Genomic DNA, 23,410 nt, shown 5'->3' with positions numbered 1-23,410 from the left:
GTTTGTGAATACTTTATTTTCTATGTGTATACATGTCAAGGAGTAAGTGATACTTTTCATCGTGTACCGTGTATCGACGCGGAACCCATCAACAACGAGCCAAAGGGAGCGAGGCAATGTCGCTGGCGTGCATGAAAGACGAAGGGGAGGTGATCGTGCTGACGCGGCTGCCACTGGATCAGGACTGGCTGCGGGCGCATGCGCCGCGTTACCGGTTCGTGCCGTGGACAGCGGTGGACGAGGCGCAGCGTGTGCAGGCGCGCGCAGTGCTGACCAATGGTTCCACGGGACTGACCGGGGCCGAGATGGCCGCATTGCCGGCGCTGGAACTGGTCGCGAGCTTTGGGGCCGGCTACGAGAACATCGAACGGGATGCGGCGCGGATGCGTGGCGTGCGCGTGTGCCATGCGCCGGATACCAATAGCCAGGTCGTGGCGGACCACGCGCTGGCGATGATGCTGGCGTGGTCGCGCGGCATTGCGATGCTCGATCGCGGCCTGAAGGCGGGGCAATGGGATGCGCTGCGCGCGCCGCGGCCGGGCGTGCGCGGCAAGACCCTGGGCATCGTCGGGCTTGGCAATATCGGCCAGCGTCTGGCCGCGCTGGCAGAGGCCGTGGGCATGCGCGTGGCCTACCTGCGCCGCAGTGGCGCTCTGCAGCCGAACCGCACGCCGTATGGCGACGTGCGTTCGCTGGCGGCCGCAAGCGATGTGTTGGCATTGACCTGTCCCGGCGGTCCGGCCACTCGGCATCTGGTCGACGCGGAGGTACTGCGCGCGCTGGGTCCCGACGGCCTGCTTGTCAACGTGGCGCGTGGCAGCGTGGTGGATACCGAGGCGCTGGTACAGGCACTGCGACGCGGCGAGCTGGGTGGTGCCGCACTCGACGTGTTGGAAGCCGAGCCCCTGGTGCCCGAGGCGTTTCGCGAGATGGATCAGGTCATCCTGACGCCGCACATGGCGGGCCGTTCGCCCGAAACGCGCGTGGCCCAGCACGAGGCGCTGCTGCGTAATCTGGACGGATGGTTCCGTCACGCTGCGCCGGCCCATCCGGTCGATCTGGCAGGCTGAGCGCGACGCCGCCGGCGCGCATGTGGCAGCCGGCGCGTCGGCTGCCACTAGTTGCGCTGGCCCGGTGCCGCAAGCTGCAGGATCCAGTGCGCGAAGCGTGTGGCTTCGGCGGGCGTGATGGGATTGGGCGGCATCTGCGCCGTGCCCCATTTCCCGCTGCTACCCTGGAGCAGGCTCTGCTTCAGCTTGTCGACGGCGTCGGCATCGTCGTGATAGCGCGAGGCAATCGCACGGAATGGCGGCCCAACCTTGACCGTATCGAGCGCGTGACACGCGCGGCAGGTTTCCTCACTGGAAGAAGGGGCGGCGTGCGCGGCCGGATTCAACAGGCCGAGCACGGCCGCCCAAGTGGAGAACACCGCAAAAACAAACGCTTTCTTCGACTTCATCTTCGACTTCATCAATTCATCGTGTCGCCTGAAAGACCGGCCCGCCGGCCCACGCAAGGCATGGCGGGCCGACATGCTTAGCGTCGCGGCCAGGGCTTTGCCGGCGCGCCGAGCACGGGTTCGCCGAGCAACGGCGTCGACAGTGCGTAGGCGCCGTCTTCGGTAAAGGCCCAGATGATGTTGCGGTCGTACTCCGTGTAGATCGCGAACACGCCCTTGCCCAGGGTGTAAGACGGCAATTGCGTCTCGTCGGCCAGCGGCGGGATGAAGTAGCCGGCGATGGTGGGCTGCGCCGGGTTCTTCACGTCATAGATCTGCACGCCGGCGTTATAGAACGAGTACGGCACGATGCCCTGGCGCCAGCCGCCGGGCTGACCGATGGCGTTGGCGCGCTTGGGCCCGAAGTTGCCGCCGCGCTGGCAGAAGCTGGTGAAGGGCGCGCCGGCCGGGACCTCGGGTCGCGGCAGCTTGGCCGCCACCTTGAGGCGCGCGGGATCGCGCGCGTCGACGACGAAGATGTCCTTGTACGGCTCGTAGCAATCCCGGTTCATCGGATAGCCGTTGGTGAACACGTAGCCCGTGCGCTCGTACTGGCTTACGTCGGCATTGTCGAACTCGGTGCCGGCGTAGCTCGGCGGCGTGTTGACGTTGCCGAGCATCTTCGGACGGGCAGGGTTGGACAGGTCGAACGCATAGAACCCAAGACCACCCATCGCGCCGAAGCCGATCTTGCCGCCTGCTTCGAGCGACTTGGGCAGGAAGATGGGGTTGCGTGCCCCCATCCACGAGGTGCGGTTACCCGCGCGCGGGTTCATGAGGTAGGTCTGTTCATGCTCCGCGTTGCCGAGGATCTGCCCCGGTACCGCCACCTGCGACACGAAGGTAGGATTGGCCGGGTCCGACATGTCCCAGACCTGGTATCCGGGCGAGTACAGATAGTTGGGGTATTCGGTCAGGGCGTAGCTGTCGTCGGGCGCCGATGCAACGATCATGTACTTGCCGCCGTAGTACTCGGGCGCATCCAGCGAGCCGGAACCCTGTTGCTGGCCCACTGGCGCATCCGGATGCTGCGTGTCCGTGGTGCGGGTTGCCAGCAGTCTCCACTGGCTGGGCAGCGGGCCGTCCATGACGAACACCTTGAAGCCCTTGAGCGAGTTGTAGTGGCGCTGAGCCGCGACCTTGTCGGGCTGCTCCATCTTCTCTTGCATCAGGCCGTAGCGGCCGATCTCGTACGAGGCCACCATGACCGGCTTGCCCAGCTTCTTGCTCCAGGCGATGGTCGCGCCACCGAGATAGTCCTGCACCGTGTTCGGGTCATACTTTTCGCTCGATCCCTTGGGACCCCAGACACCGCCTTGCGAGTAGACCACCTTGCCGTGAGCGGGGTCGGTCACGTCCATGATGCGCAGGTAGTCGCGATCATGGATGTACAGGTATCGCTTGCCTTCGAAGTCGATAATGTTGTTCCAGGCATGGAACGGCGAGCCGACACCCGGGTAGAAGGCGAGAACCTTGACGTTCTTCGAGTAGGTGTTCTTGTCCCACGTGGTCATCTCGCCAGGGAAGCGTTGGCCGTTGTGGACTTCCTGCGTGGCCTTGGGCCAGATGAACTCGCCGGTGGCCGGGTCCATGCCGTAGTCGACGCCGGCCTTGAGCGCGGTGGGCCGACGGTCGGGGGTCAGGCGCAGCCAGCCTGCCAGGTACGGGTCCTTGACGTTGGGCGTGCCCGGCGAGACCTGGCCTGCGTTCGGCGTGACGGCAGGGGTAGCGGCAGTCGTGGCGGCAGCGGGAGCGGCGGATTCGGCGCCGGCGGCCCGTGCGGCCAGCGGCAGCAGGGCCGCGGACATCAGGGCGATTGCCAGAGCGCAGCCCCTGGTCAGGGCCGTGTGGCGATGCCGGCGTTGGGGATGATGCATGACTGACTCCTTGTTGATCAGGCGATGTGGTTCCAGCCGGCGCCACATCCGCAGCGCCGGCAGCAAGCGGGTGTGTTCAGAAGGCGTGGCGGATGCCAAGCTGCATCCCCGATGGGTTCTGTCCGGGACTCGGGTTGGACTGGAAGGTCACCGGGTACGCGATTGGCACCGTGTTCTGGTTATGCACGTGTGCGTAGGTGGCATAGAGATCGGTACGCTTGGACAGGCCGTAGATGTAGCCGATCACGAAACCGGTCGCGCTGGTGATGCTCTTGTTGTTGTCGTCGTGACGATAGACCACGCTGCCATACAAGCGGCTGCGGCCGTCGATGTTCCAGCGCGCGCCGATCTGCGCATCCCAGCCGCTCGAATTAAACGCCACATAGGGTGGATACGCGTAATAGCCCTTGTAGGTATGGAAGATGGCGGTTGGCTCGAAGCCCCCGATGCGGTAGACCGCGGAGAAATAGTTGTCGCGTGACGACGGGATCTGCGACGCCTGGTGGATGTCGCGTGTGTACTGCTGCTCGCTGACCGCACCCAGGAACAGCGGGCCGTTACGGTAGTCAACGCCGATACTGAGGAAGCGCCCCGCACGCGTCGTGTCTTCGAGTCCGAACGCATACATCACGCGGCCGGTGAATCCGTAGAAGGTCGGCGTCTTGTACTGGATGGCGTTGTCTACGCGATAGGACGCGTAGAAGAACTCCATGTTGTTCACCATACTGTACGCGGCGGCCCAACTCGGGTCCGCGTAACCCGCAATCCAGTACGAAGGCGTGAACTGGCGGCCCATCGTCACCTCGCCCAGGTCCGCACTCTTGAGTCCGACGAAGGACTGACGGAACTGCGCCGACTGCACGCCCGTGTCGGCGGAGAACATCGGCTCGATCGTGAACACGGCCTTGTAGCCGCCGCCGAGATCCTCGACGCCGCTCAGGTTGAAGCGCGAGTTGTTCAGCCCGCCGCTGGTCATGCGCGTGACGCTGGCCGGGCCCGATTGAATCAGGTGCTCGATGTTCAGGTCGACGTAGCCCGATAGCCATACCGCGCTCTGGGCATAGGCACCAGCGCATGCGAACAGCATCGCGCCCGGTACAAGCAGCTTCCTTTTCATTGTGTCTCCGAATCTTTTCGTTTCTTGTGTCGCGGGCAATGTCCATCCGCACGGCAGCGCGGCCAGCGTGGGTCGCTGGTCATCGCCACAGGCACCTCCCCCTGCCATCGTGCGGAAGACCTCGCCTGGCGGCGTCTTCCTCTCTCCCGCGTATTTCCTCAACGTGTATACTCGGGAGTTACAAATTATACGTAGACGAGTATGTGTATTCCGATGATTATTTTCTTATACACAGAGGGGGTTTGGTAATAGCGGGTTGACCCGAATGTGTGTGCGCTATACGGCACGTATATGGCGGAAAATCGCCGGCTGCCCGCGCAGGACTTCTCAACTTTGTGATTCCGAGGCTCAAATGTCCGTCAATCCACTCAGCGAGATCTCGCTGATTCGCAGGTTGAAGCTGAACCAACTGATGATCTTCGAGCGCGTGCTGCAGACGCGCTCGGTGATGCGCGCCGCCAATGACATGCGTCTGACGCAGCCAGCCGTGACCAAGGTGATTCACGAACTGGAGTCTTGCTTCGATGGCGCGCTATTCCTGCGTTCCAACCGCGGCGTGATGCCGACGGAGCTTGGGCTGCTGCTCGGCCAGCGCGTCAAGTCGCTGATGGCCGAACTGCGCTACATGACCGACGAGCTGAATGATTTCCGCTTGGGGACCAGCGGACACGTCATCGTCGGCACGCTGATCTCGGCATCGGCACGACTGTTGCCGCTGGCCATCTCCATGCTCAAGTCGCGCACGCCGAACGTACTGGTGACCGTGCGCGAAGGCACCACCGCCCACTTGTTTCCGGCGCTGGCCACGGGAGACCTCGACATCGTCGTCGGCCGCCTTCCCGAGCGTGAACTGCCGATTGCCACGGCCTTCCCGCTGACGCATGAGGTGTTGTTCGAGGAGTCGCTCTGCGCGGTGGTCGGCAAGGGCTACGGCGACGCGCCGGATCGCGTGGGGCACCTGTCCGAGCTGGCCGATTCGGCGTGGATACTCCCGACGTCCGACTCTCCGGCACGCCTGGCAGCGGAGCAGCTTTTCCGTACTGCCGGCCTGCCGCTGCCAGGGGACGTCGTCGAGTCGCTGTCGCTGCTGACCAACCTTGGGCTGCTGATGGAGACCCCGCGCATTGCACTGATGCCAAGCGTGGCGGCGAACCAGTTCGCGCGCGCCGGCCTGTTGCGCGTCCTCGACCTGCCGGAGACCTGCGCCTTCGGCACGGTTGGATTCTCGGTGCGTTCGAACAAGGAACAGAGCGCGGCGGGCCGTGCATTCATCGCTTGCCTGCGAGAGGCCGCGCAGGCAAGCGTGCCCGACGTGCCGCTGCCTTGTTGAGTGACACATTCCGAAAGGGTGGCTTCGGGACGCGCTGGTATTCCTGTTCGGGATAGCCAGCGCCGGATGTTTGATTATCGAGGCCGGCGTGGCTCCCCTAGACTCCGGTCGAGCCATTCAAGAGGCCGGTGACGCATTGCGACGCGACACCGACGGAGAGAGACACCTATGCTGACCTACGGAGCGCCCTTCAATTTCCCGCGCTGGATCGACGAGCATGCACACCTGTTGAAGCCGCCCGTCGGCAACCGGCAGGTGTGGCAGGACAGCGATTTCATCGTGACGGTGGTGGGCGGGCCCAACCACCGCACGGATTATCACGACGATCCGCTCGAGGAATTTTTCTACCAGCTGCGCGGCAATGCCTACCTGAATCTCTGGGTCGACGGCAGGCGCGAGCGGGCGGACCTGAAAGAGGGTGACATCTTCCTGCTGCCCCCGCACGTTCGCCATTCCCCGCAGCGTCCCGAGGCCGGCAGCGCCTGCCTGGTGATCGAGCGGCAGCGGCCCGCCGGTATGCTGGACGGATTCGAGTGGTATTGCGATGCATGCGGTCACCTGGTGCATCGCGTCGAGGTGCAGCTCAAGAGCATCGTCACCGACCTCCCGCCTCTTTTCGAGAGCTTCTACGCCTCGGAAGACAAGCGCCGCTGCCCGCACTGCGGACAGGTCCATCCCGGACGCGCGGCCTGACACGCTGGGTTGACGTCCCGACGGGACACCAGCATTTCCACGTCTTTTTCTTGCAGCATTCCCGCAACCCATGATGATTCGCGAAGACTGTGCCGCGCTGGACGCGGCAGACAAACTGGCGGGCTGCCGCGCACGATTTGCGCTGCCGGCCGGCACCATCTACCTCGATGGCAATTCCCTGGGCGCGATGCCCGCCAATGTGCCAGCCCGCATGAAGGTGGCCATCGAACAGGAATGGGCGGAAGGCCTGATCCGTTCGTGGAACGATGCCGACTGGTATCCCGCGCCGCAGCGCACCGGCGATCGCATTGCCCGGCTGATTGGCGCCGGGCAGGGTGAAGTGATCGTGGCCGATTCGACCTCGGTCAACCTGTTCAAGGTACTGGTGGCGGCCACCCGTATGCGGCCCGGCCGCGGCGTGATTCTCGCCGAGCGTACCAATTTCCCGACCGACGTCTACATTGCGGAGAGCGTTGCGGAGATGACGGGCTGCGAGCTGCGTTGCGTCGATCCCGAAGAGGTGATGTCCGCAATCGACGAGAACGTGGCCATCGTCTCGCTGACCCACGTGAACTACAAGACGGGCAAGCGTTACGACATGGAGGCGATGACCCGCCGCGCGCACGAGGCTGGCGCGCTGGTGGTCTGGGACCTCTGCCACACGGCGGGCGCCATGCCGGTCTACCTGAATCGCTGCGAGGTCGATTTTGCGGTCGGATGCGGATACAAGTACCTGAACGGCGGCCCCGGTGCGCCTGCGTTCGTGTTCGTCGCCTCGCGCCACCTGGAGCATGTCCGTCAGCCGCTTTCCGGCTGGCATGGCCACGCTCAGCCATTTGCGTTCACGCACGAGTATGCACCGCATGCCGGTATCGACCGGATGCTGACGGGTACCGCGCCGCAACTCGGCCTGATTTCGCTGGAGAGCGCGCTGGAAGCGTTCGACGGTGTCGACATGGAAGCATTGCGCGAGAAGAGCGTGTCGCTGGGCGACCTGTTTATCACACTGGCCGAGCAGGAACTGGCGGGATTGGGTTTCACGCTGGCCACGCCGCGTGATGCAGACCAACGCGGCAGCCAGGTATCGCTGCGGCACGCGGAGGGCTACGCGATCATGCAGGCGCTGATCGCGCGCAACATCATCGGCGATTTCCGCGCCCCTGACATCCTGCGCTTCGGTTTTGCCGCGCTCTACGTTCGCCACGTTGATATCTGGGACACCATCGCAGCACTGAAGGACATCGTCACAAGCGAGGCGTGGAACACGGAAGCGTTCCGCACGCGCAAGTCAGTGACCTGAGTGCAACGGCCAGAACAATAAGAGGAGACAAGCGATGAGGCAGCAACAGGGATTCGACGCAATCGTCGAGCGGGAGCAGGGGCTGCATCGGGGGCTGTCCACGGGACAGCTCTCCATGATCGCCATCGGCGGCGCGATCGGTACCGGCCTGTTCCTGGGGAGCGGGTTTGCCATCGGCTTCGCCGGCCCGAGCGTGCTGGTGAGCTACGCCATCGGGGCGTTGATTGCCTTGCTGCTGATGGGCTGCCTGGCCGAGATGACGGTGGCGCATCCGACTTCCGGCTCGTTCGGCGCCAATGCGGAGCATTACATCGGGCCGCTGGCCGGATTCCTGGTGCGCTATGCCTACTGGTCGTCGATCGTATTCGCGGTCGGCACGGAAGTCACGGCCATCGCGGTCTACATGAAGTACTGGTTCCCGATGGTGCCCGGGTGGTACTGGATCGTCGGCTTCTCTGCTGCGCTGATCGGCATCAACGCCACCAGTGTCAAAGTGTTCGGCGCGGTCGAATATGTGTTCTCGATGCTGAAAATTGTCGCCATCGTCGGCTTTATCCTGCTCGGCGCCTATGTGGTGACACGCGCGCCGACCGGGTCCGGCATCGGGCTGGCCAACTACACCGCACATGGTGGCTTCTTCCCGAAAGGGATGTGGGGTACTTGGGTGGCGGTGATCGTGTCCATCTTCAGCTACCTGAGCATCGAGATGATTGCCGTGGCGGCAGGCGAGGCACGCGACCCGGAGACCGCCATCACGCGCGCATTTCGCGCGACCATGGTGCGTCTGGTGTTCTTCTACCTGCTGACGCTCGCGCTGATGCTGATGATCGTGCCGTGGACGGCGGCCGGCGCCGGCGAAAGTCCGTTCGTCAGGGTGATGGCGGCCACGCGCGTACCGGGTGCCGCAGCGGTGTTCAACTTCGTGATTCTGGTGGCGGCGTTGTCTGCCATGAACAGCCAGCTCTATATCACCACACGGATGATGTTCAGCCTGTCCCGCGCGGGTTACGCGCCAAAGGCGCTGGGGCAGGTCAACGGTCGCGGCGTGCCCATGACGGCGTTGTTGTTGTCCACCGTTGGCATCGCCTTCGCGGTGGTGCTCAACGTGGTGTATCCGGATGCCTCGTTCATGCTGATGATGGCGATCTCGATGTTCGGTGCGATGTTCACCTGGCTGATGATCTTCATTACACATCTGTTCTTTCGGCGGCAACACCGGGGGCGGCCGCTCGCCTTCAGGATGTGGGGCTTTCCGGTGACAACGCTGCTCGGCGCGGGGCTGATGTTCGCCACCCTGGTGACAACGTGGTTCACGCCGGAGTTCAGGATGACCCTGGTGGCGGGCGTGCCTTTCATGCTGGCGCTGTCGGCGGCCTACTGGCTCTGGTACCGGAAGCGCGGCGGTGCAGCACAAGGGGACGGGGAAGACGCCGGGCGCGCGGAGGTGCGCAACAGCTGGTAACAGTCGAATCTGCTGACGGCCTCCATGCAATGAATACTGTTTCTTATTGGTGTATACACGAACTTCAAATATGAGTTCGTTTGTGAGAAACTGTACTCATAACGACATGGAGACAAAATGGAACCGTTGTACCGGGGGCGGCTCGCACCGTTCGTTGCCTCTTTTCCCGTGCTGCTCTGTGCAGCCACCCCAGCCGCCGCCCAGAGCGACGGCGTGCAGATCTACGGTTTCATCAAGGAGAACGTCGAGTCGATCCAGATTTCCGGGAACGGGCGCAGCCAGTCCCTGGCACGCCTGTCCAACGATCTGTCGGTGCTCGGCTTTCGCGGCGGGGAGTCGCTGGGAGGCGGCAACCGTGCCTTCTTCCAGATCGAGACGAACCTGCGCATGGACGGCACCGGCACCGCGCAGATCGGTGACCGCAATACTGCCGTTGGTCTGAGCGGCCCCTGGGGGCAGTTCTGGATGGGGCAGTGGGAGATGCCTCTGCGCTACGTGTCGGTGTACAAGGTGGACCCGTTCACGGCAGGGATCTTTGCGTCCAACTCGATCATGGGGAATGGCTTCGTGACCGCCGCGAATGGCGTCTCGCCGCAGTCGTTTGACCGTCGCCAGCCCAACCTTGTCCAGTACGCCACGCCGGACTGGGGCGGTGTTTCGGCGCGCGTGGCGGTATCGATGCCGGAAAACCGCACGGCCACCACGAATCCGATTGCCTGGTCTGGGCTGGTCAGCTACGAATCCGGCCAATGGTATGCGGCGTGGGGCCACGAGTACCACGGCGATTATTTCTATAGTGGCTCGCACGACTACGCCGATCGGGTCGGACTGGTGTACGCCATCGGCGGCGTCAGATTGCGCGCCGCCTATGAGCGACTCAGCTACGAGCCTGCGCCGGGGCAGTCGGTGCGGCGCGATGCGTGGCAGGCTGCGGCTACCTACAACCGCGGGCCACATACGTTCCGTGCGTCGTACACGCAGGGGGGCAATGCCCACGGCAACACCGTCCAGGCCGTGGGCGGTATCGGCCTGCCGGGCACTGATTCCGGCGCGTGGCAGGTGTCGCTGGGCTATGGCTATACGCTGTCAAAGCGCACCGAACTCTGGGCGGCCTATACGCGTCTGGTTAACCACGCCACCGCCAGCTACAACCTGTCGGCCAATTCCGTGCCCGGCCTGAAGGCAGGCGATGCGGTCAGCGGCTTCGGTCTGGGCATCACCCACAATTTCTGATCCCCCATCGTTGCCGCCTTCAACCGAAAGTTGTCAGGCGGCCTGGTGGCAGACTGCTTCGATGTTGTGGCCGTCTGGATCGAGAACGAAGGCGCCGTAGTAGTCCGGATGATAATGCGGTCGCAACCCGGGGCCACCGTTGTCGCGGCCGCCGGCCGCCATGGCGGCCTTGTAGAACGCATCGACTTCCGCCCGGCTGTCTACGCGGAAAGCGACGTGCAGCGGTGGCTTGTTGGGGGCGCCCGAAATAATCCAGAACTCCGGCTTTCCCGGCGGCCCGAATCCGGCCACGTCAGTGTGTCCAGTCACGCTGGCCGGAATTTCCATGATCTTGACGATGCCAATCGCGCCAAGCGCAGCAGCGTAGAAGTCCAGACTCCGGGAGAAATCGCTAACGTTGACGCCGGTATGGTCGATCATCAGTTCTCACCTCTCACAATCAACAGGTAGGTAGTCCGCATGGGTGCATCCACCGCACGACTCGCGAGACGATACCTGAACAGATAGTACGGCTCAAGCGGCGGTGTTCCTTGCCTGAAGCCAGTTATTGGGAGAGCAGGGGAATAGCTCGATATAGCTCGATCGCAACTCCGCGCGCATCTTTTGCATTGGCCGTTGCCACGTCGGACAGCGCGTTCGGTACTGGAAGCTGTTCGGCGCTGGTAGCGATGGCTCCTGTTCTCGTGCAGGTATGCTCAGCAGGCGACCGCGCACATGTGATATTCGGCCAGCACGTCGACACGTAGGCAGTCCAGCCGTTCATTGTTGAGCTCATCGGGCGCGAGCGCCCCCGACGATGCAATCGATTTCGCCCAGCAGCAGGTCGGCGATGAGCTGACTCGCTTGCGCTTCACGGATCTGGACGAAGACATTCGGCATGCGTCGTCGTAACTCGACGATACCGTGCGGCAATGAGGTAGAGCCGGAAAGGGTGCCGATACGCAGCATCCCGCTGGCGCCCGCGCGCATCACGGTGGCCTGCTGCTGGGCTGCTGCGAGTTCTGCCACCAGCATCCCGGAGCGATGCAGCTCCGCCCTCAGCCCATGCGGCATTGATCATCATCTGTCTCTGCACCGTCCTACTCGCTTGCATTGCATCAGTCGTCATCCGCGTAGGAAAGTAGGACTGTCATTACTTCGAGATCGTGTAAGTACTGGGGAGGCGGATGTCGTCAGACGCCCACAGGCGGTGGCGGACCCCGCTCCGCCATGGCTTGGATCTTCGTTGCGATGGTGTTCTGACCGGCGTCGTTGAATATCAGGCAATGCGATTAGGTGAAGCGGGCCGTCCCGCCACGAGCGATGGCACTTATGCGGCCAGAATTCGTCATCGAGCCGGACACGGAGCTTCTGATGGGCAGAATGCTTTACGTGTTGTTAACGTCTGCCTAAGACTGTGCTCCAGTCAACAAGGGCGGAAAGTGGAAACGGCAGCAATTGGTCGGTCTGAAGCGCGTCGATTCGCATTGGCAGTGTGCCGCCTCCGTGCACCCAGTCACTGCGAGGCTGGCCGCGACTTTTACTCACTTACTGTGAGAATTCGACACAGTCAGTTTGGTACCGTGCCGCGTAACCTATTGATTTGGCGTGGATTTGTGCCCGGATAAACTTGAGGCGGGACATGAAACCTCAAAGTTAATGGGTCCTTCGTCCATCACTGCGCCGCGGAACTGTGATCTATGCTAATTGGATCAAATGACCTGCCGGAGTTTGAGATGGCGAATCTGCGCTGGCTGGCGACTCTGCTCATGTCTCTGCCAATCGTCTTGACAGGGTGTGGTAATGGAGGCGGCGATAGCGGGGGCAATACGACCAACGCTCTGACACCACCCGCCGGCCTGGTCGAGCGTGACGAATCGCCGATCTATGCAGTCGGCGTTCCGGTGGTCCCGGAAACGGTGAGCAATAGCGGGGGTGCCATTTCCCAATGCACGGTGTCTCCGCCGCTGCCTCCGGGCCTTAGCCTCGATCCGCAGAGTTGTACGATCAGCGGCACACCTACGGGCGACAGCCATGCCACGGTCTACACGATCACCGCGAGTAACGCTGCGGGCAGTTCGACAACCCGGGTCGAGATCGAAGTCAAGGACGTTCCCATCGCGCCAGACGGCCTGGACTACCTGGACCGGTCGGTCATCTACCCGGCCAATGCCCCGATCACGCCCAACACGCCGATCAGCACGGGTGGCGAGATCACGCAGTACAGCGTGTCACCGGCACTGCCGGCGGGCCTTGCGATTGACCCGCAGACCGGCGTGATTACCGGCACCCCCACTGCAGTGACGGCATCGGCGGTCTATACGGTGACCGGCGCCAACAGCGTGGACAGTGTTCAGGCCCTGCTGACCATCGAAGTGGCCGCGGTGGCGGTGCCGCCGGTCGGCCTAGTCTATGTGGATCGGCTGCCCGAATACATTGTCGGCGTGCCGATCACGTACAACGAGCCCGCCTACACCGGCGGCGAAGTCACCCAGTTTTCGATATCCCCCGCCTTGCCGGCGGGATTGACCCTCAACACGCAGAGCGGGGTCATCAGTGGCACGCCCACTGTCGAACTGGCCCAGACGACGTTCTTCATTACCGCCAGCAATAGCGCCGGCAGCGCCACCGTGCAGATCACCCTGACGGTGGCCACAGCCCAGGTCGGTAGTTGGCAGCCCGCCGACGCCATGACTCTTGGTCGCTTCCGGCATACGGCCACGCTGTTGCCAGACGGTCGAGTCCTGGTGGCGGCAGGGAACAGGAAGCAGGCGACCTCCGCTGCCGAGTTGTTTGATCCGTCCACGAACGGCTGGACACGAACTGGCAGCCTGGCGCGGAGCCGGCAAGCGCACTCCGCCACGCTTCTGTCCGACGGTCGGGTCCTGGTGGCGGGGGGATTCGGCACCGGCGGAGGGAACGCGCTGTCCTCGGCGGAACTGTTCGACCCGGCCGCGGGTAGCTGGTCGCAGACCGGCAGCCTGGGCCAGCAGCGTGACAGCCACACCGCCACGCTGTTGCTCGATGGCCGCGTGCTGGTGGCAGGCGGCGAGGGGCAAGGAGGCAGTACGGGCGCACTGGCGTCGGCCGAACTCTACGATCCGGCCACGGGCACCTGGTCGCCGACCGGCAATCTTGGCCAAGCCCGCAAGCAACACACCGCCACATTGCTGCCGAACGGCAGGGTCCTGGTGGCCGGCGGGGAAGATGCCGGCGGCGGCGCACTGGCCTCGGCCGAACTATATGATCCCGCCACGGGGACTTGGTCTTCGACCGGCAGCATGAGCCAGGCCCGCAACGCCTATGCGGCCGCGCAACTGACCGACGGCAGCGTGCTCGCAGTCGGGGGATTCGATGGCACAAATGCGCTCGCAACCGCTGAACTCTACGATCCCGCGGCGGGTACGTGGTCAACGACAGGCAGCTTGCAACAGGCACGTGACTTCCATACCGCCACGCGCATGGCAAGCGGACGAGTCCTGGTGGCTGGCGGTACAGACGGCAGTGACTTGTTCGTGAGCGAGTTGTACAACCCCACGACCGGAAATTGGTCCCAGGTCGGCAGTCTTGAGCAAATGCGCGAGCAACACACTGCAACATTGCTGACGGACGGCAGGGTTCTCGTCACAGGTGGCATTGGACGCGGAATACTGTCCTACACCGAGTTGTTCCACTAGCTCGAGGGCACTAGGATTTGTCGTCCGTGTAACTCTCTCGCGGCGGATACACGCCAGCGAGGCGGGCGATCAAGATCGCGACGAACAAGCTGCCGGTGATCTGTTCCACCATGCACATGCCGCGTGCCGGGCGCGTGAGTGGCGTGATGTCGCCGAAGCCTGTGCTCGTGAGGACGGTTATGCTGAAGTAAAGCGCGTCGGCGTAGACGAGCCTCCCCGGCTGCCCGACGACCATGTACGACTGCGGATAGAAGAATCCGATACTCGCGTAGACGTACGCCCAGAGGACGCCGATCAACAGATAGGCGGCAGCGGCGCCAAACAGCTTGTCCGGCGTCATGATCCTGGGCTGGAAGACATAGCGGAGAAGATACGCGACGGTGATGAAGTAGAGCGCAACGCTGAACAGCCAGGATATGGCGAGGCTGCTGTCGTCATCGTGCCAAAGGCCGAGGTACTGAAACCACATGGCCGGAACGGCAAGTAACAGCACGATCACGAACGACAGGGTTGTGCGGCCGACGGCTGCCACGGTCGCCAGCAGCAGAAACATATTGACGATGTTCAGGACGAGGCGGCCACTGTCGGTCGGTGGGACAAACGACACCGCGCCGATGAGCGTGAGCAACACCACAAAGAGCCAGAAACAGCGCTGGTAGAAAATGCGAGAGAGCGCGTCGCGCGTGGTACGGATGGCCATCCTGATATCGTCCCGGCCCTCACCGCGCGCGCGAGGCAAGGCGCGAAGCAAGCCGCTCGGCCAGCGCGCGGTCAATGACCTCGAACGAACGGCTCGCCCGCTCATAGGCGTACATGTCGCCGGTCGCTATGTCGAACCACCAGCCGCTTAATACCAACGCCCCGGCCATAACTTGCCGGCGTACGATCGGGTAAGTCATCAGATGTTCGATCTGCACGAGGACATTGAGTTGTGACAGCTGGTCGTGCGGCTTCAGGCTTTCATCGAGCGCACCCTCGTGTTCGAGGCGGAACGCCGCGTTGCTGGCGTGGTAAAGCCATTTATCAAGATTTGGTGCTTTCAGCTTCGGGTTGCGTGAATAGACCGCTTTCATAGCGCCGCATTCGGAATGCCCACACACGACAATATTCGCGACCTTTAGCACCAACACCGCGTACTCGATTGCGCTTGCCTCGGAGAGATCGCCGGTCGAGACCCCTTCCGCGGTTGCAGGGGGTATCAGATTGCCAACGTTGCGCATCGTAAAAAGATCGCCGGGATGCGTCGATGCGAGCAGGTCCGGAACAACCCGACTATCCGAGCACGTGATGAAGAGCGCATCAGGCGTTTGCGCGAGCGCGAGCTTGCTGAACTGTTCTGCGTACCGCGGTAGCATCTTCTCGCGAAATTCCACAATGCCCATTATGAGTTTGCGCATGACGTGCTGCCGACATTGTTGAGCCTGACAATTCTTCCGCTCCTCGCTAGACCCGGGTACGTGTGAGCCTCAGTCATGGCCCAGGCCGCTGTGCGCCAGTCATCATGGTTTCCTGGAGTGGTACCGGAACATGCTCACTACGGTCCTGCGGTGGCGAGATGTAGCCAACTATGCATCGAAAGGGCGATCAATCGGGCTGGGGTACGTTTCATCATCGGGAATTGCGATGGACCAGGTTGTCGCCACGTTGCTTCTCGATCTATTCACACACGCCGGATGTCATGAGGTCGGTGCGGAAGCAAACACAGCCTGGGACGGGCTATCGTCGTACCGTCGAGGAAGGGCCTGTCCGTGATCGTCGATTGTCGGTTCACCTCTCAATCTATTCAGTTGTTGTCGATTGCGGGCTGAATCAGAGCATATTGCTTACTGCCGAGTGCACATGAATGTGCGGTCGCCCACGAAAAGGCGTAGTTGAATGCCAAAATTCGCTCGCGCTTGTTAGTCTCTTCCCACTACGCCGGCATACGTATTTGCCGATCTTGAGCAGGCAGCGGTCTGTCCGCGCAGCGAGTGCGCATCGATTATGGCTCGATGCCGGATTGCTGCAGGAAGATTCTTCGTTAGGGTGTCCGTTTGTCGCTGCAGCCTGAACAGGAAGGCCCGTAGAATGCGAGATTGCCCTGTAACCATCGAGGTAACTAATGGACATTAATCCCCCCGTTACGCTGGAAGAATGGAACGCGGCCGGTGCTGATTATTTGCCTGGCCTTCTTGGCATGTGCTTTGTCAAAGTGGAGCCGGATGAAGTAGTGGCGACGCTTGAGGTGCGTCGTGCCTTGGGCGCCTGGAATGGCTACTTGCATGCGGGAACGGTAGTCTCGCTCGCGGACACATGCTGCGGCTATGGAACCGTGCGAAGCTTACCAGCCGGGGCCAGCGGGTTCACCACAGTGGAACTCAAGAGCAACATGCTTGGAACGGCCCGCGATGGCATTGTGATTTGCACCGCGCGCCCCATTCACAAAGGGCGCACGACTCAGGTCTGGGATGCTGAGGTCCGCCGCGGTGGCGACAACGCCCTGATCGCTAGTTTTCGCAACACGCAATTGATTCTCTGGCCCAAAGGGTAATCGCTGCGGCTCGTCGTTCTCGGCCGCTGGATGGTCTGCATGGCCATCCAGCATTCAGCGGCACTCATAGGTTGAATGCGCGCTTGGCATGCTTTTGGCTCTTCCCTTGGGTCTGCTTTCACGGGCGTTCTTCTCTGAAGGTTGCCAGTCGCCAACTGGACTTCGTGAATCAGCAGCGCGTGCGGCGCTACAGCATGACGGTTGCGCTGCGCCGCGAGATTCCCCGGACCTGCGCGGCTCTCTAGCTGTTGTCAGCTCACACTGCGATCGACAATGAGGGCGATCGGGATCAGATCCCAATCACTTCGCCGGATTTGCCAGGGACCGCGCACTATTTGCTCTGACGGCCTCCGGTTCTACCTGCATCAGGTCCTGTACCGCACTCCGAATAGCACTCAGCAAGCATGCTTCTTTGCGCGCGTAGTCCAAGGTGCCTGAGTTTCGTTGGAGATGGGTGGAAGTCAGTCGCCACGCCGGAATCGGCAATGTCTGCTTATCTGGGGACTGCCGTCGGCTCACGCCGGCGATAGCCATGCAGACGTTGTCTTGACCAACTTGCGCATGTTGGAAGATCACGACGACAGAGTACGTGTTGGCATCGAAGACCTGAGTGAATCTATCAGTGACAAGGTCCGAGATCTTGTCGCCAACGTTTTCAACACCGTCGCCGTAGGTGCGCGTACTGAACATGCCGGCGTGGGCAACTGAACAAAGCGTTGTGAGCGCAATTGTCGTAATAATTTTTTCCAAGTGACATCAATTGGTCCTAGAAAGCAAGCTAAACCCATGCTTATCGGGATGAACCGACGTGATGTTCACCCCTCTCAAGAAGGGCTGCAAAAGCCTGCCGGCATTGATGCGATCGAGGGCTTCGATTAGGCCGCTGCCCTGACACTTCGGGCAATGCCGGTTGCGGCAGGAGTTACAGGGCACCTCGAACTTGGCGCAATCGGAACGGTGCAAGACAAGCTCGTCCTATGCCCCGGTGCGGCACTGTTCGATGCCCGACATGACATGCAACTGCCCGAGGTTCAAGCTGGTGGACCGTGGAGGCGGAAGATATCCGCGACCTCGAGCACAATGCGCTCGGCCCCAGGCCCCGCTGTCGGAGCGCAGACTCTCGAATCTGTATGTCTTCGATCATGCGCTGGCGTAGCGGGCTGATGGTGGGCGTCGCAACTGACATGGTTCAGTCCGTTGATCGCGTAGGCGAGGGGCCTTGGTGGACCAACCTCTGGAAGCCGGACCGCGCAACGGGCCGTATGATCAGACAGGGATGGATCGTCTTCGGCGCGTGGTTCGAGCTTGATTGGAAGTACACGACGCAACGCTTGCCGAGCCATTTTGTAAGGACGATAGGAGGGGATGCAACGTCCCCCTATACTCTTAGCTAGAGCGTTCCCGATGATCATGGGTTTTCGGAGCGCCTTCGCTCGTTTCCGGGCTTCCCCCTCGACGACGTCTGAGGACTGGTGACTCCTAAAGTCACTCACGGGGATTTCCTGGAAACTCCATGCAAGATGCCACGCGGCGACGCCTGCTCGGCAACATCCACGATATTCGAGAAAGTCGGCCGTGCGCGAGGATCGATGCAATCGATGCCCGGCGACTGCGATCCTTCTCGACCGAAGCGTACCCATCACGCACCTTATGCGTGACCACCTGGTCGGCAAGGAGACCAGGATTCATACGCATAGTGGCCACTCAATGGCATGGGCAGTCACGCTATTGTTCGACTGGGATCGCGCTGAGGCGAAATCACTCCACAGTCGTCCGTCGGCTCGTCGGCAACAAATAATGCGGAGTGAGGTAACACCATGCGTACGTTGCTGTATTTCATTCTAAAAGACGTCGTCACGGCGCGATTGGCACAAGCACGACTCGGCGAACTTGCCAATACATCAGCACTAACTGTGGGGCCCTGGTTTTCCCAGCGTGACAGTCAGCCAGTGGATGGGTTGCCAAGCATCGACGTTGGTCAGACCACGTATCGCGAAGAACTAGCGACCAGCGGAATCTTTGTCGGCGCGATCATCGCCGCGCTGGCTGTTTTGAGATACGGAGTCTCAGTCGGTACAAGTGCCACTGCCATTTCCTATGTTGGTGCGATGACGCTAGGCGCCATGACCGGCTGGTGGGTCGGCGGATTGGTCGGTACCAGGATTGGCCGTCTCGGACTGCGGCGGCAGAAAGCGCAAATGACACCAGACCAGTTGCTGATGATCTCAAGTTGCGACTCGAACTCCAAGGAGTCCACGAAGCAGTTGATTCACGAACTGGGTGGTGTAGCGATTGACGAGCACAACGACCTGATGCCGAACCTCAGGTGGGCATGATTGCCTGGCCTCCAACTATCTGCGATGTCACCTTCGATTTCGGGCTTGACCTTGCGAAGAATGTCAAAACGACTTGGAGATGAGCATGCAACGCACGACAGAGTACAGAGGTTTCGCAATACGCATTGATCTGTTAAACACGTCCGAGGGGATGTTTGATACTTGGTTTCAGATCAAGGGGCCGATTCGAACCCGTGATGCAGTCTACGGTGCGCGCCTCAAGGTGTTGGGGTCCCCGTTTTCGCGCCGCTGGGCACATTTAGTGGGCGAGCTCGCCGCACGGGCGTCCATTGACCAGATCCTGGATGTCGACGAATACTAGATGGATTCTGACGGCTTCTCACCAAAGCTACGGTGGTGCGCTACGTTGTAGCAGTAGACCATGCAGGCACGTGACCCATGGTCTTGTTTGGCGTTGCGCTTGCATCCCGTTAGGCCAGGTCGTCACGCGAAACCAGAGACATAATTTGTGCAGCAATCGCACGCAGACGCTCCGGGCCGCGCATGCTCCACGTACTCCTGCCCTGGGCAGGCGTGTTAAGGTGCGCAATGGGGGCTGCTCACATGGCGTTGGCTGCGATTGATATCCTCAGGGGTATCGAGGGTTACTAAATCATGCTGAATCTGAATACGAGAACTTTGTTCGAGAGTCTGATGTACAAGGATCGCCACCTGAAGTTTGACGTTGTCGAAAGGACATACGGGGACTGGTGCTGGACCTATACCATCGACGGCCGCACAACATTTAGCAGCCATGGAAACAGCTATCCTACCCGCGAGCTTGCTGCGATCGACGCAATGGACGAAGCGTTGCTTCGGATCGACAAGAATCCGGTCTAATCACACACTGCGGTCCTAAGTCCTCATCTCAACGAGAATCAGGTTGGGCATGATCAACTCTGCTGAGTTTCCTTGCTCGATAGCTTTCGACTGAGGCTTCACGATCGGCCGGGTCTGCGTACTGGCGGCCGTCGATGGTGGAGCGTTCTTTCGCCATGCTAGGCTTGCGCTAACCTGGGAGTTTGAAATGGCTACCACCTACAGGCGGCACATCATCAACTGCAATCCGCAATTGCTTGCCAGTGGCGAGTACAACCCCCGCCTGATTGTGACGGAGCATCAAGCTGATGCGGCAATTGATCATGTGATCGATCTTGGTCCCGATGTCTATCGAACAGCGCAAGAGGCATCGCAGAAGGCTGAAAGAGCTGGCATGCGTTGGGTCGATGCGAGGGTGGGTCCGGTCCATCGGCACGGAGACTTCGGCTACGAAGTCTCCGCTGCATCCAAAGAGCGAGCGCAGTGGACAGGTGAAGTTCGGATATATGGTTCCAGCTCCCCGGCCAACATCTTCGATCGAAGAACGGACTACCTCGTCGCTCCCGGCATATTCCGTTCTGATGGCGAGGCTATGGTTGTCGCGCGAGCCTATGCTATCCAGATAATCGACGCTGGCACCATGTTCACGTGGGCGGACGTGTAGGACACGTCAACGCCCCACCGCGCAATCACAGGCTGTTTTTCCAGTCGTCTTTTCATGCGCCATCCCTGCTATGGCAAGTACTGCCGCATGCAACGAATGATGCCGCTGCTGCCAGTTTTCGCCTGCAAGTCATTTTTCCGTGAGCGGCAGCAAGATGTCGGCGTACCAGGCGGAGTTCAAACCTAGGGCTTCGTCTAGTTCGAAGTCCCGCGAGCTCACGTCCAATCGAGCCGAATGAATGCCGAGCAGCATCCATGGCAGCGCGTGCGTGCCGGCATCGGTACTAAGGATGCGCGTGACGACCGGTGCGCCGCTGGTGCCGCGATGCGTCCGGGCATCAGTCAGGAAGTAGCCTTTCCCCTTAAAGCGCATGCCGAATGAGGAAGCGATGACCGCCTGCCGCACCACGGGTAAATGATGAAGCGTGTCATGAAAGCCAAGCGGGAAGCCAACAATTAGTAAAGAAGTGCCCGCTTCGATGGGGTCGTGCGACCTATGCAGGTGGGCGGGCGTAAACGCCCGATAAACCATCTCTGGCGGCAACGCAGCGCGGTCGAGTTCGATTACGCCCACGTCGATCCCGCCGGCGGTATCGAGCCCATCGCGCCAGACACTCTTGCCATCGCGATACAGCAGAATGGAGAAGCCGATGGACTCCGCCATGTTTTCCGGATTGACATGTAACTCGATCTCGATCCGGTCAGGAAAGTGCTTGCTTGGCTCATCGAACAGCACATGCCGGCTTGTCACAACAAACAGGCGATTATCTCGTTCGAAGAAAAAACCGGTGGCATTGGTCAGCGCCTGCTGCCCATCGAATGTCGCAACGCGCGTGGCAACCAGCAGGATGGGTTCGATCATCATTTCACCATTCTCACCTGTCTGCTTACAAGACAAGCATAGTTGGTTTGTGCTGGATTGCCCGAAACGTCGCGGACGGTCAGCTGTCTATGCGCAACGGAGGTGCGTTACCCGTCGTGGGACAGCGCCTGATTGCGGAGACCCACTTGGCTACGCGAGACTGTCAGTACAGCGCCATCAGCCTGGGGGCAATCATGGCTTCTCGAAATATCCACGTCATGCCGGATGACGACCGAGGTTGGATTGTGGTCGTGGAGGGACCGAACGGCGCTACCGTTCTGTTTCCAACAGAAGTTGAGGCAATCGCGGCTGCCACAGACGCCGCGAAGCAGGACGGGGTCAAGCTCTTCATTCATGACCAAGATGGCCAGATCAAAGAGCGGAAATCCTTCGATCCATTGAACCATCGCAAATCCTGACGGCGCGGATGTTGTGCGCGGAATCGCTCCTCCACGCCGCGCCGTCGTTATCGCGTAACCCCGACCGCCAGTACGATCGACAGAGGCTCTACAGCCTGGTGAGCCCGTCGCCAACTGGCAATCAAGACTTGTGACGATAGTTGATACGCCCTTTCGTAAGGTCGTATGGTGACATTTCAAGCGTAACGCGGTCCCCCGCGAGAACACGTATGCGATTCTTTTTGAGACGACCCGAGGAATAGGCCCACACCTCGAACCCGTTCTCAAGGATGACGCGAAAGCGGTTGTCCGGAAGTACTTCCGAAACCTTTCCACCAAATTCAACCAATTCTTCTTTAGCCATGTATTGCTCCGGTAGTGTCAGGCGGGGTCACGCGCATTGCGTAGGGAGGTTCGTAGGGTGCCGTTCAAATGACTGCCGTCCCATGTGGGCAACAACGCCGTCACCAGCGTTGCGGGCCGCCTGTTTGGCCTTGGCTTCCGAGCCATGGGTGACGTGGCGCATCGAAACGTTTGCGACTACGCGTTCGGCGCCGCCTCGATACTCGGAGATCATGTAGCTTGCGAACCAGATGCCTGGTTCTTGCTGAATTGGGTAAACGGAAACGGTAAAGGGAGTGAAATCTTGATTCAAATTGTTCTCTGTTTCGAGTCGGCGCTGCTCCTAGGCAAGGGCAGGTCGATCGGGGTTCGTCGTAACCACCAATCCAAATGGTGGCCCTACTGAGCAGAAATGGGTCACGTCGTCGATGCGCGTGCTGAGGCGGGTGGCGACAGGCGCAACATTGACCTTACTTGCGCAAGCCAGCGACGTTGTGTACATGCGCTGTGTTGCGGAGCGGCTGTGCCGCCGGTCGGATATGGTTACGGGCAGTAGTTGCCTCGAAGACCCGGAGTACACCCGGGTGGCCGATGACGCTCTTCTAGTGATGATGTCGTCCTGGCGGCGCACGCGTCGAAGATCATCGACGGCAGCGCATCGTACCACCTTTACGCAATCCTTGCCGGCGAGAGGCGTGCCTGCCAGCACTTTGGCGAGCGTGGAGTTGTGTGCCCAACGTTCCTAGCAGTCGTTTCGTTGCTGCTCCTCCCGGATGTTTCGGTGGAGCTTGCGCAAGGTATTGAGTGCGTGGGGATCGTTCGGTTGCTCCATCGCGGCGTCAACAGATCGCGCTTGATAACTCAAGGCTTCGCACGCTTCAGCGCGGGATTGATTTACGCCCGATGCCATCTTGATTCTGGCTTCGTGACCGCGCATCGTCTCTCGCTCCAAGGCGCGGTCAGACAGGAAGGTCGCTTCGTTTTCTCGCACGTGCTCGCTCTTTCCAAGCATCGAGACGCTGCCGCGGTGCGAGCCGTCAACGATTCCGTAGCCATCTGGGCACGCCGAGTCTTGGGTGTAAAGCGTCTTGCCACTGCCTTCGCAGCGTATTGCATGTGCGGAGGACGCTGTTGTCAGCATCATGCCAAGCAGCGCTGCTCTGATGAGTGCCATGGTAGGTTTCGCGGTCCAAGATGCGGCGTAACGATGATGAGCCTACGGCCTTTGGTCAGGGCGCGCTCGATAACTACTCGGGGAGGGCGAACGGCGCTGTTGCTGCGCGGCGCGTTGAGC

General features: G+C 61.1%; 25 protein-coding genes and 1 pseudogene. 13 read left to right on the top strand and 13 right to left on the bottom strand.

All coding sequences use genetic code 11. The features are described from left to right. Positions 1 to 131: 131 nt before the first annotated feature. Positions 132 to 1,070 carry a 2-hydroxyacid dehydrogenase gene (locus tag RMET_RS26600; RefSeq protein ID WP_231138553.1) on the top strand — a complete coding sequence of 313 codons (939 nt, stop codon included), beginning with the start codon at positions 132 to 134 and terminating at the stop codon, positions 1,068 to 1,070. Between the two features lie 47 nt (positions 1,071 to 1,117). Here RMET_RS26600 and RMET_RS26595 read toward each other — a convergent pair whose 3' ends face one another. From RMET_RS26595 to RMET_RS26585, 3 genes are all read right to left on the bottom strand, one after another. Continuing rightward, the gene (locus RMET_RS26595; RefSeq protein WP_035820599.1) at positions 1,118 to 1,471 is read right to left on the bottom strand and encodes a c-type cytochrome; all 354 of its coding nucleotides are present in this window, start codon (positions 1,469 to 1,471) and stop codon (positions 1,118 to 1,120) included. Positions 1,472 to 1,536: 65 nt separating this feature from the next. Beyond that, positions 1,537 to 3,306 (bottom strand): LVIVD repeat-containing protein, encoded by a 1,770-nt coding sequence (locus RMET_RS26590; RefSeq protein ID WP_152560170.1) that lies wholly within the window; start codon positions 3,304 to 3,306, stop codon positions 1,537 to 1,539. Between the two features lie 145 nt (positions 3,307 to 3,451). Then, positions 3,452 to 4,492 carry a porin gene (locus RMET_RS26585; protein ID WP_008646197.1) on the bottom strand — a complete coding sequence of 347 codons (1,041 nt, stop codon included), beginning with the start codon at positions 4,490 to 4,492 and terminating at the stop codon, positions 3,452 to 3,454. 352 nt (positions 4,493 to 4,844) lie between these two features. Between RMET_RS26585 and RMET_RS26580 the strand changes: the two genes are divergently transcribed. The 5 genes from RMET_RS26580 (at position 4,845) to RMET_RS26560 (ending at position 10,510) form a co-directional block, all read left to right on the top strand. Then, a complete protein-coding gene (locus RMET_RS26580) occupies positions 4,845 to 5,822 on the top strand; it encodes a LysR family transcriptional regulator (RefSeq protein WP_035820597.1) in 978 nt (325 codons plus the stop codon). A 168-nt stretch (positions 5,823 to 5,990) separates the two neighbouring features. Then, positions 5,991 to 6,515: a 3-hydroxyanthranilate 3,4-dioxygenase gene (locus RMET_RS26575; RefSeq protein WP_011519599.1), complete on the top strand. Its 525-nt coding sequence runs from the start codon at positions 5,991 to 5,993 to the stop codon at positions 6,513 to 6,515. A gap of 70 nt (positions 6,516 to 6,585) precedes the next feature. After that, positions 6,586 to 7,815, top strand: coding sequence for a kynureninase (gene kynU / locus RMET_RS26570; RefSeq protein WP_011519598.1), 1,230 nt, complete (start codon positions 6,586 to 6,588; stop codon positions 7,813 to 7,815). 34 nt (positions 7,816 to 7,849) lie between these two features. Further along, positions 7,850 to 9,277, top strand: a complete 1,428-nt coding sequence (locus tag RMET_RS26565; protein ID WP_011519597.1) for an amino acid permease — start codon at positions 7,850 to 7,852, stop codon at positions 9,275 to 9,277. Between the two features lie 117 nt (positions 9,278 to 9,394). After that, positions 9,395 to 10,510 carry a porin gene (locus tag RMET_RS26560; protein WP_011519596.1) on the top strand — a complete coding sequence of 372 codons (1,116 nt, stop codon included), beginning with the start codon at positions 9,395 to 9,397 and terminating at the stop codon, positions 10,508 to 10,510. A 33-nt stretch (positions 10,511 to 10,543) separates the two neighbouring features. Here RMET_RS26560 and RMET_RS26555 read toward each other — a convergent pair whose 3' ends face one another. Together RMET_RS26555 and RMET_RS26550 are read right to left on the bottom strand one after the other, a co-directional pair. Then, positions 10,544 to 10,930, bottom strand: a complete 387-nt coding sequence (locus RMET_RS26555; RefSeq protein ID WP_011519595.1) for a VOC family protein — start codon at positions 10,928 to 10,930, stop codon at positions 10,544 to 10,546. 351 nt (positions 10,931 to 11,281) lie between these two features. After that, a complete protein-coding gene (locus RMET_RS26550) occupies positions 11,282 to 11,563 on the bottom strand; it encodes a LysR substrate-binding domain-containing protein (protein WP_011519594.1) in 282 nt (93 codons plus the stop codon). Between the two features lie 662 nt (positions 11,564 to 12,225). Here RMET_RS26550 and RMET_RS26545 point away from each other — a divergent pair. Then, positions 12,226 to 14,166, top strand: coding sequence for a kelch repeat-containing protein (locus RMET_RS26545; protein WP_011519593.1), 1,941 nt, complete (start codon positions 12,226 to 12,228; stop codon positions 14,164 to 14,166). Between the two features lie 10 nt (positions 14,167 to 14,176). Here RMET_RS26545 and RMET_RS26540 read toward each other — a convergent pair whose 3' ends face one another. Together RMET_RS26540 and RMET_RS26535 are read right to left on the bottom strand one after the other, a co-directional pair. After that, on the bottom strand, positions 14,177 to 14,866 hold the full coding sequence (locus RMET_RS26540; RefSeq protein ID WP_011519592.1) for a potassium channel family protein: 690 nt from the start codon (positions 14,864 to 14,866) through the stop codon (positions 14,177 to 14,179). 19 nt (positions 14,867 to 14,885) lie between these two features. After that, the gene (locus RMET_RS26535; protein WP_011519591.1) at positions 14,886 to 15,563 is read right to left on the bottom strand and encodes a carbonic anhydrase; all 678 of its coding nucleotides are present in this window, start codon (positions 15,561 to 15,563) and stop codon (positions 14,886 to 14,888) included. Positions 15,564 to 16,267: 704 nt separating this feature from the next. Here RMET_RS26535 and RMET_RS26530 point away from each other — a divergent pair. Then, a complete protein-coding gene (locus RMET_RS26530) occupies positions 16,268 to 16,696 on the top strand; it encodes a PaaI family thioesterase (protein WP_011519589.1) in 429 nt (142 codons plus the stop codon). 300 nt (positions 16,697 to 16,996) lie between these two features. Here the strand turns inward: RMET_RS26530 and RMET_RS26525 are convergent, their stop codons facing one another. Beyond that, positions 16,997 to 17,446 (bottom strand): hypothetical protein, encoded by a 450-nt coding sequence (locus RMET_RS26525; protein WP_011519588.1) that lies wholly within the window; start codon positions 17,444 to 17,446, stop codon positions 16,997 to 16,999. Positions 17,447 to 17,578: 132 nt separating this feature from the next. Beyond that, positions 17,579 to 17,775, bottom strand: a pseudogene (locus RMET_RS34615) (transposase zinc-binding domain-containing protein); the annotation flags it as partial. A 738-nt stretch (positions 17,776 to 18,513) separates the two neighbouring features. On the opposite strand from RMET_RS34615, the gene RMET_RS26515 reads away from it, so the two are divergent. From RMET_RS26515 to RMET_RS26500, 4 genes are all read left to right on the top strand, one after another. Beyond that, a complete protein-coding gene (locus RMET_RS26515) occupies positions 18,514 to 19,032 on the top strand; it encodes a hypothetical protein (RefSeq protein WP_011519586.1) in 519 nt (172 codons plus the stop codon). 85 nt (positions 19,033 to 19,117) lie between these two features. Continuing rightward, complete coding sequence (locus RMET_RS26510; RefSeq protein ID WP_029306594.1) at positions 19,118 to 19,354, top strand: hypothetical protein; 237 nt, start codon at positions 19,118 to 19,120, stop codon at positions 19,352 to 19,354. Between the two features lie 332 nt (positions 19,355 to 19,686). Next, positions 19,687 to 19,872, top strand: coding sequence for a hypothetical protein (locus RMET_RS26505; protein WP_223277372.1), 186 nt, complete (start codon positions 19,687 to 19,689; stop codon positions 19,870 to 19,872). Positions 19,873 to 20,059: 187 nt separating this feature from the next. Beyond that, positions 20,060 to 20,515: a hypothetical protein gene (locus RMET_RS26500; protein ID WP_011519583.1), complete on the top strand. Its 456-nt coding sequence runs from the start codon at positions 20,060 to 20,062 to the stop codon at positions 20,513 to 20,515. Between the two features lie 129 nt (positions 20,516 to 20,644). Here RMET_RS26500 and RMET_RS26495 read toward each other — a convergent pair whose 3' ends face one another. Further along, entirely contained in the window at positions 20,645 to 21,376 is a 732-nt protein-coding gene (locus tag RMET_RS26495) for a S1 family peptidase (RefSeq protein ID WP_029309751.1), read from the bottom strand. Between the two features lie 146 nt (positions 21,377 to 21,522). Between RMET_RS26495 and RMET_RS31845 the strand changes: the two genes are divergently transcribed. Beyond that, a complete protein-coding gene (locus tag RMET_RS31845; protein WP_224444444.1) occupies positions 21,523 to 21,795 on the top strand; it encodes a DUF2188 domain-containing protein in 273 nt (90 codons plus the stop codon). A gap of 121 nt (positions 21,796 to 21,916) precedes the next feature. Here the strand turns inward: RMET_RS31845 and infA are convergent, their stop codons facing one another. From infA to RMET_RS26485, 3 genes are all read right to left on the bottom strand, one after another. After that, complete coding sequence (infA, locus tag RMET_RS32945; RefSeq protein ID WP_008646230.1) at positions 21,917 to 22,138, bottom strand: translation initiation factor IF-1; 222 nt, start codon at positions 22,136 to 22,138, stop codon at positions 21,917 to 21,919. 27 nt (positions 22,139 to 22,165) lie between these two features. After that, positions 22,166 to 22,429: a hypothetical protein gene (locus RMET_RS32940; RefSeq protein WP_011519580.1), complete on the bottom strand. Its 264-nt coding sequence runs from the start codon at positions 22,427 to 22,429 to the stop codon at positions 22,166 to 22,168. A 429-nt stretch (positions 22,430 to 22,858) separates the two neighbouring features. Continuing rightward, a complete protein-coding gene (locus RMET_RS26485) occupies positions 22,859 to 23,290 on the bottom strand; it encodes a hypothetical protein (RefSeq protein WP_011519579.1) in 432 nt (143 codons plus the stop codon). Positions 23,291 to 23,410 lie beyond the last annotated feature (120 nt).

The organism is Cupriavidus metallidurans CH34 (assembly GCF_000196015.1).
Classification (GTDB): domain Bacteria; phylum Pseudomonadota; class Gammaproteobacteria; order Burkholderiales; family Burkholderiaceae; genus Cupriavidus; species Cupriavidus metallidurans.
This window is presented reverse-complemented; position numbering and strand designations above follow the sequence as displayed.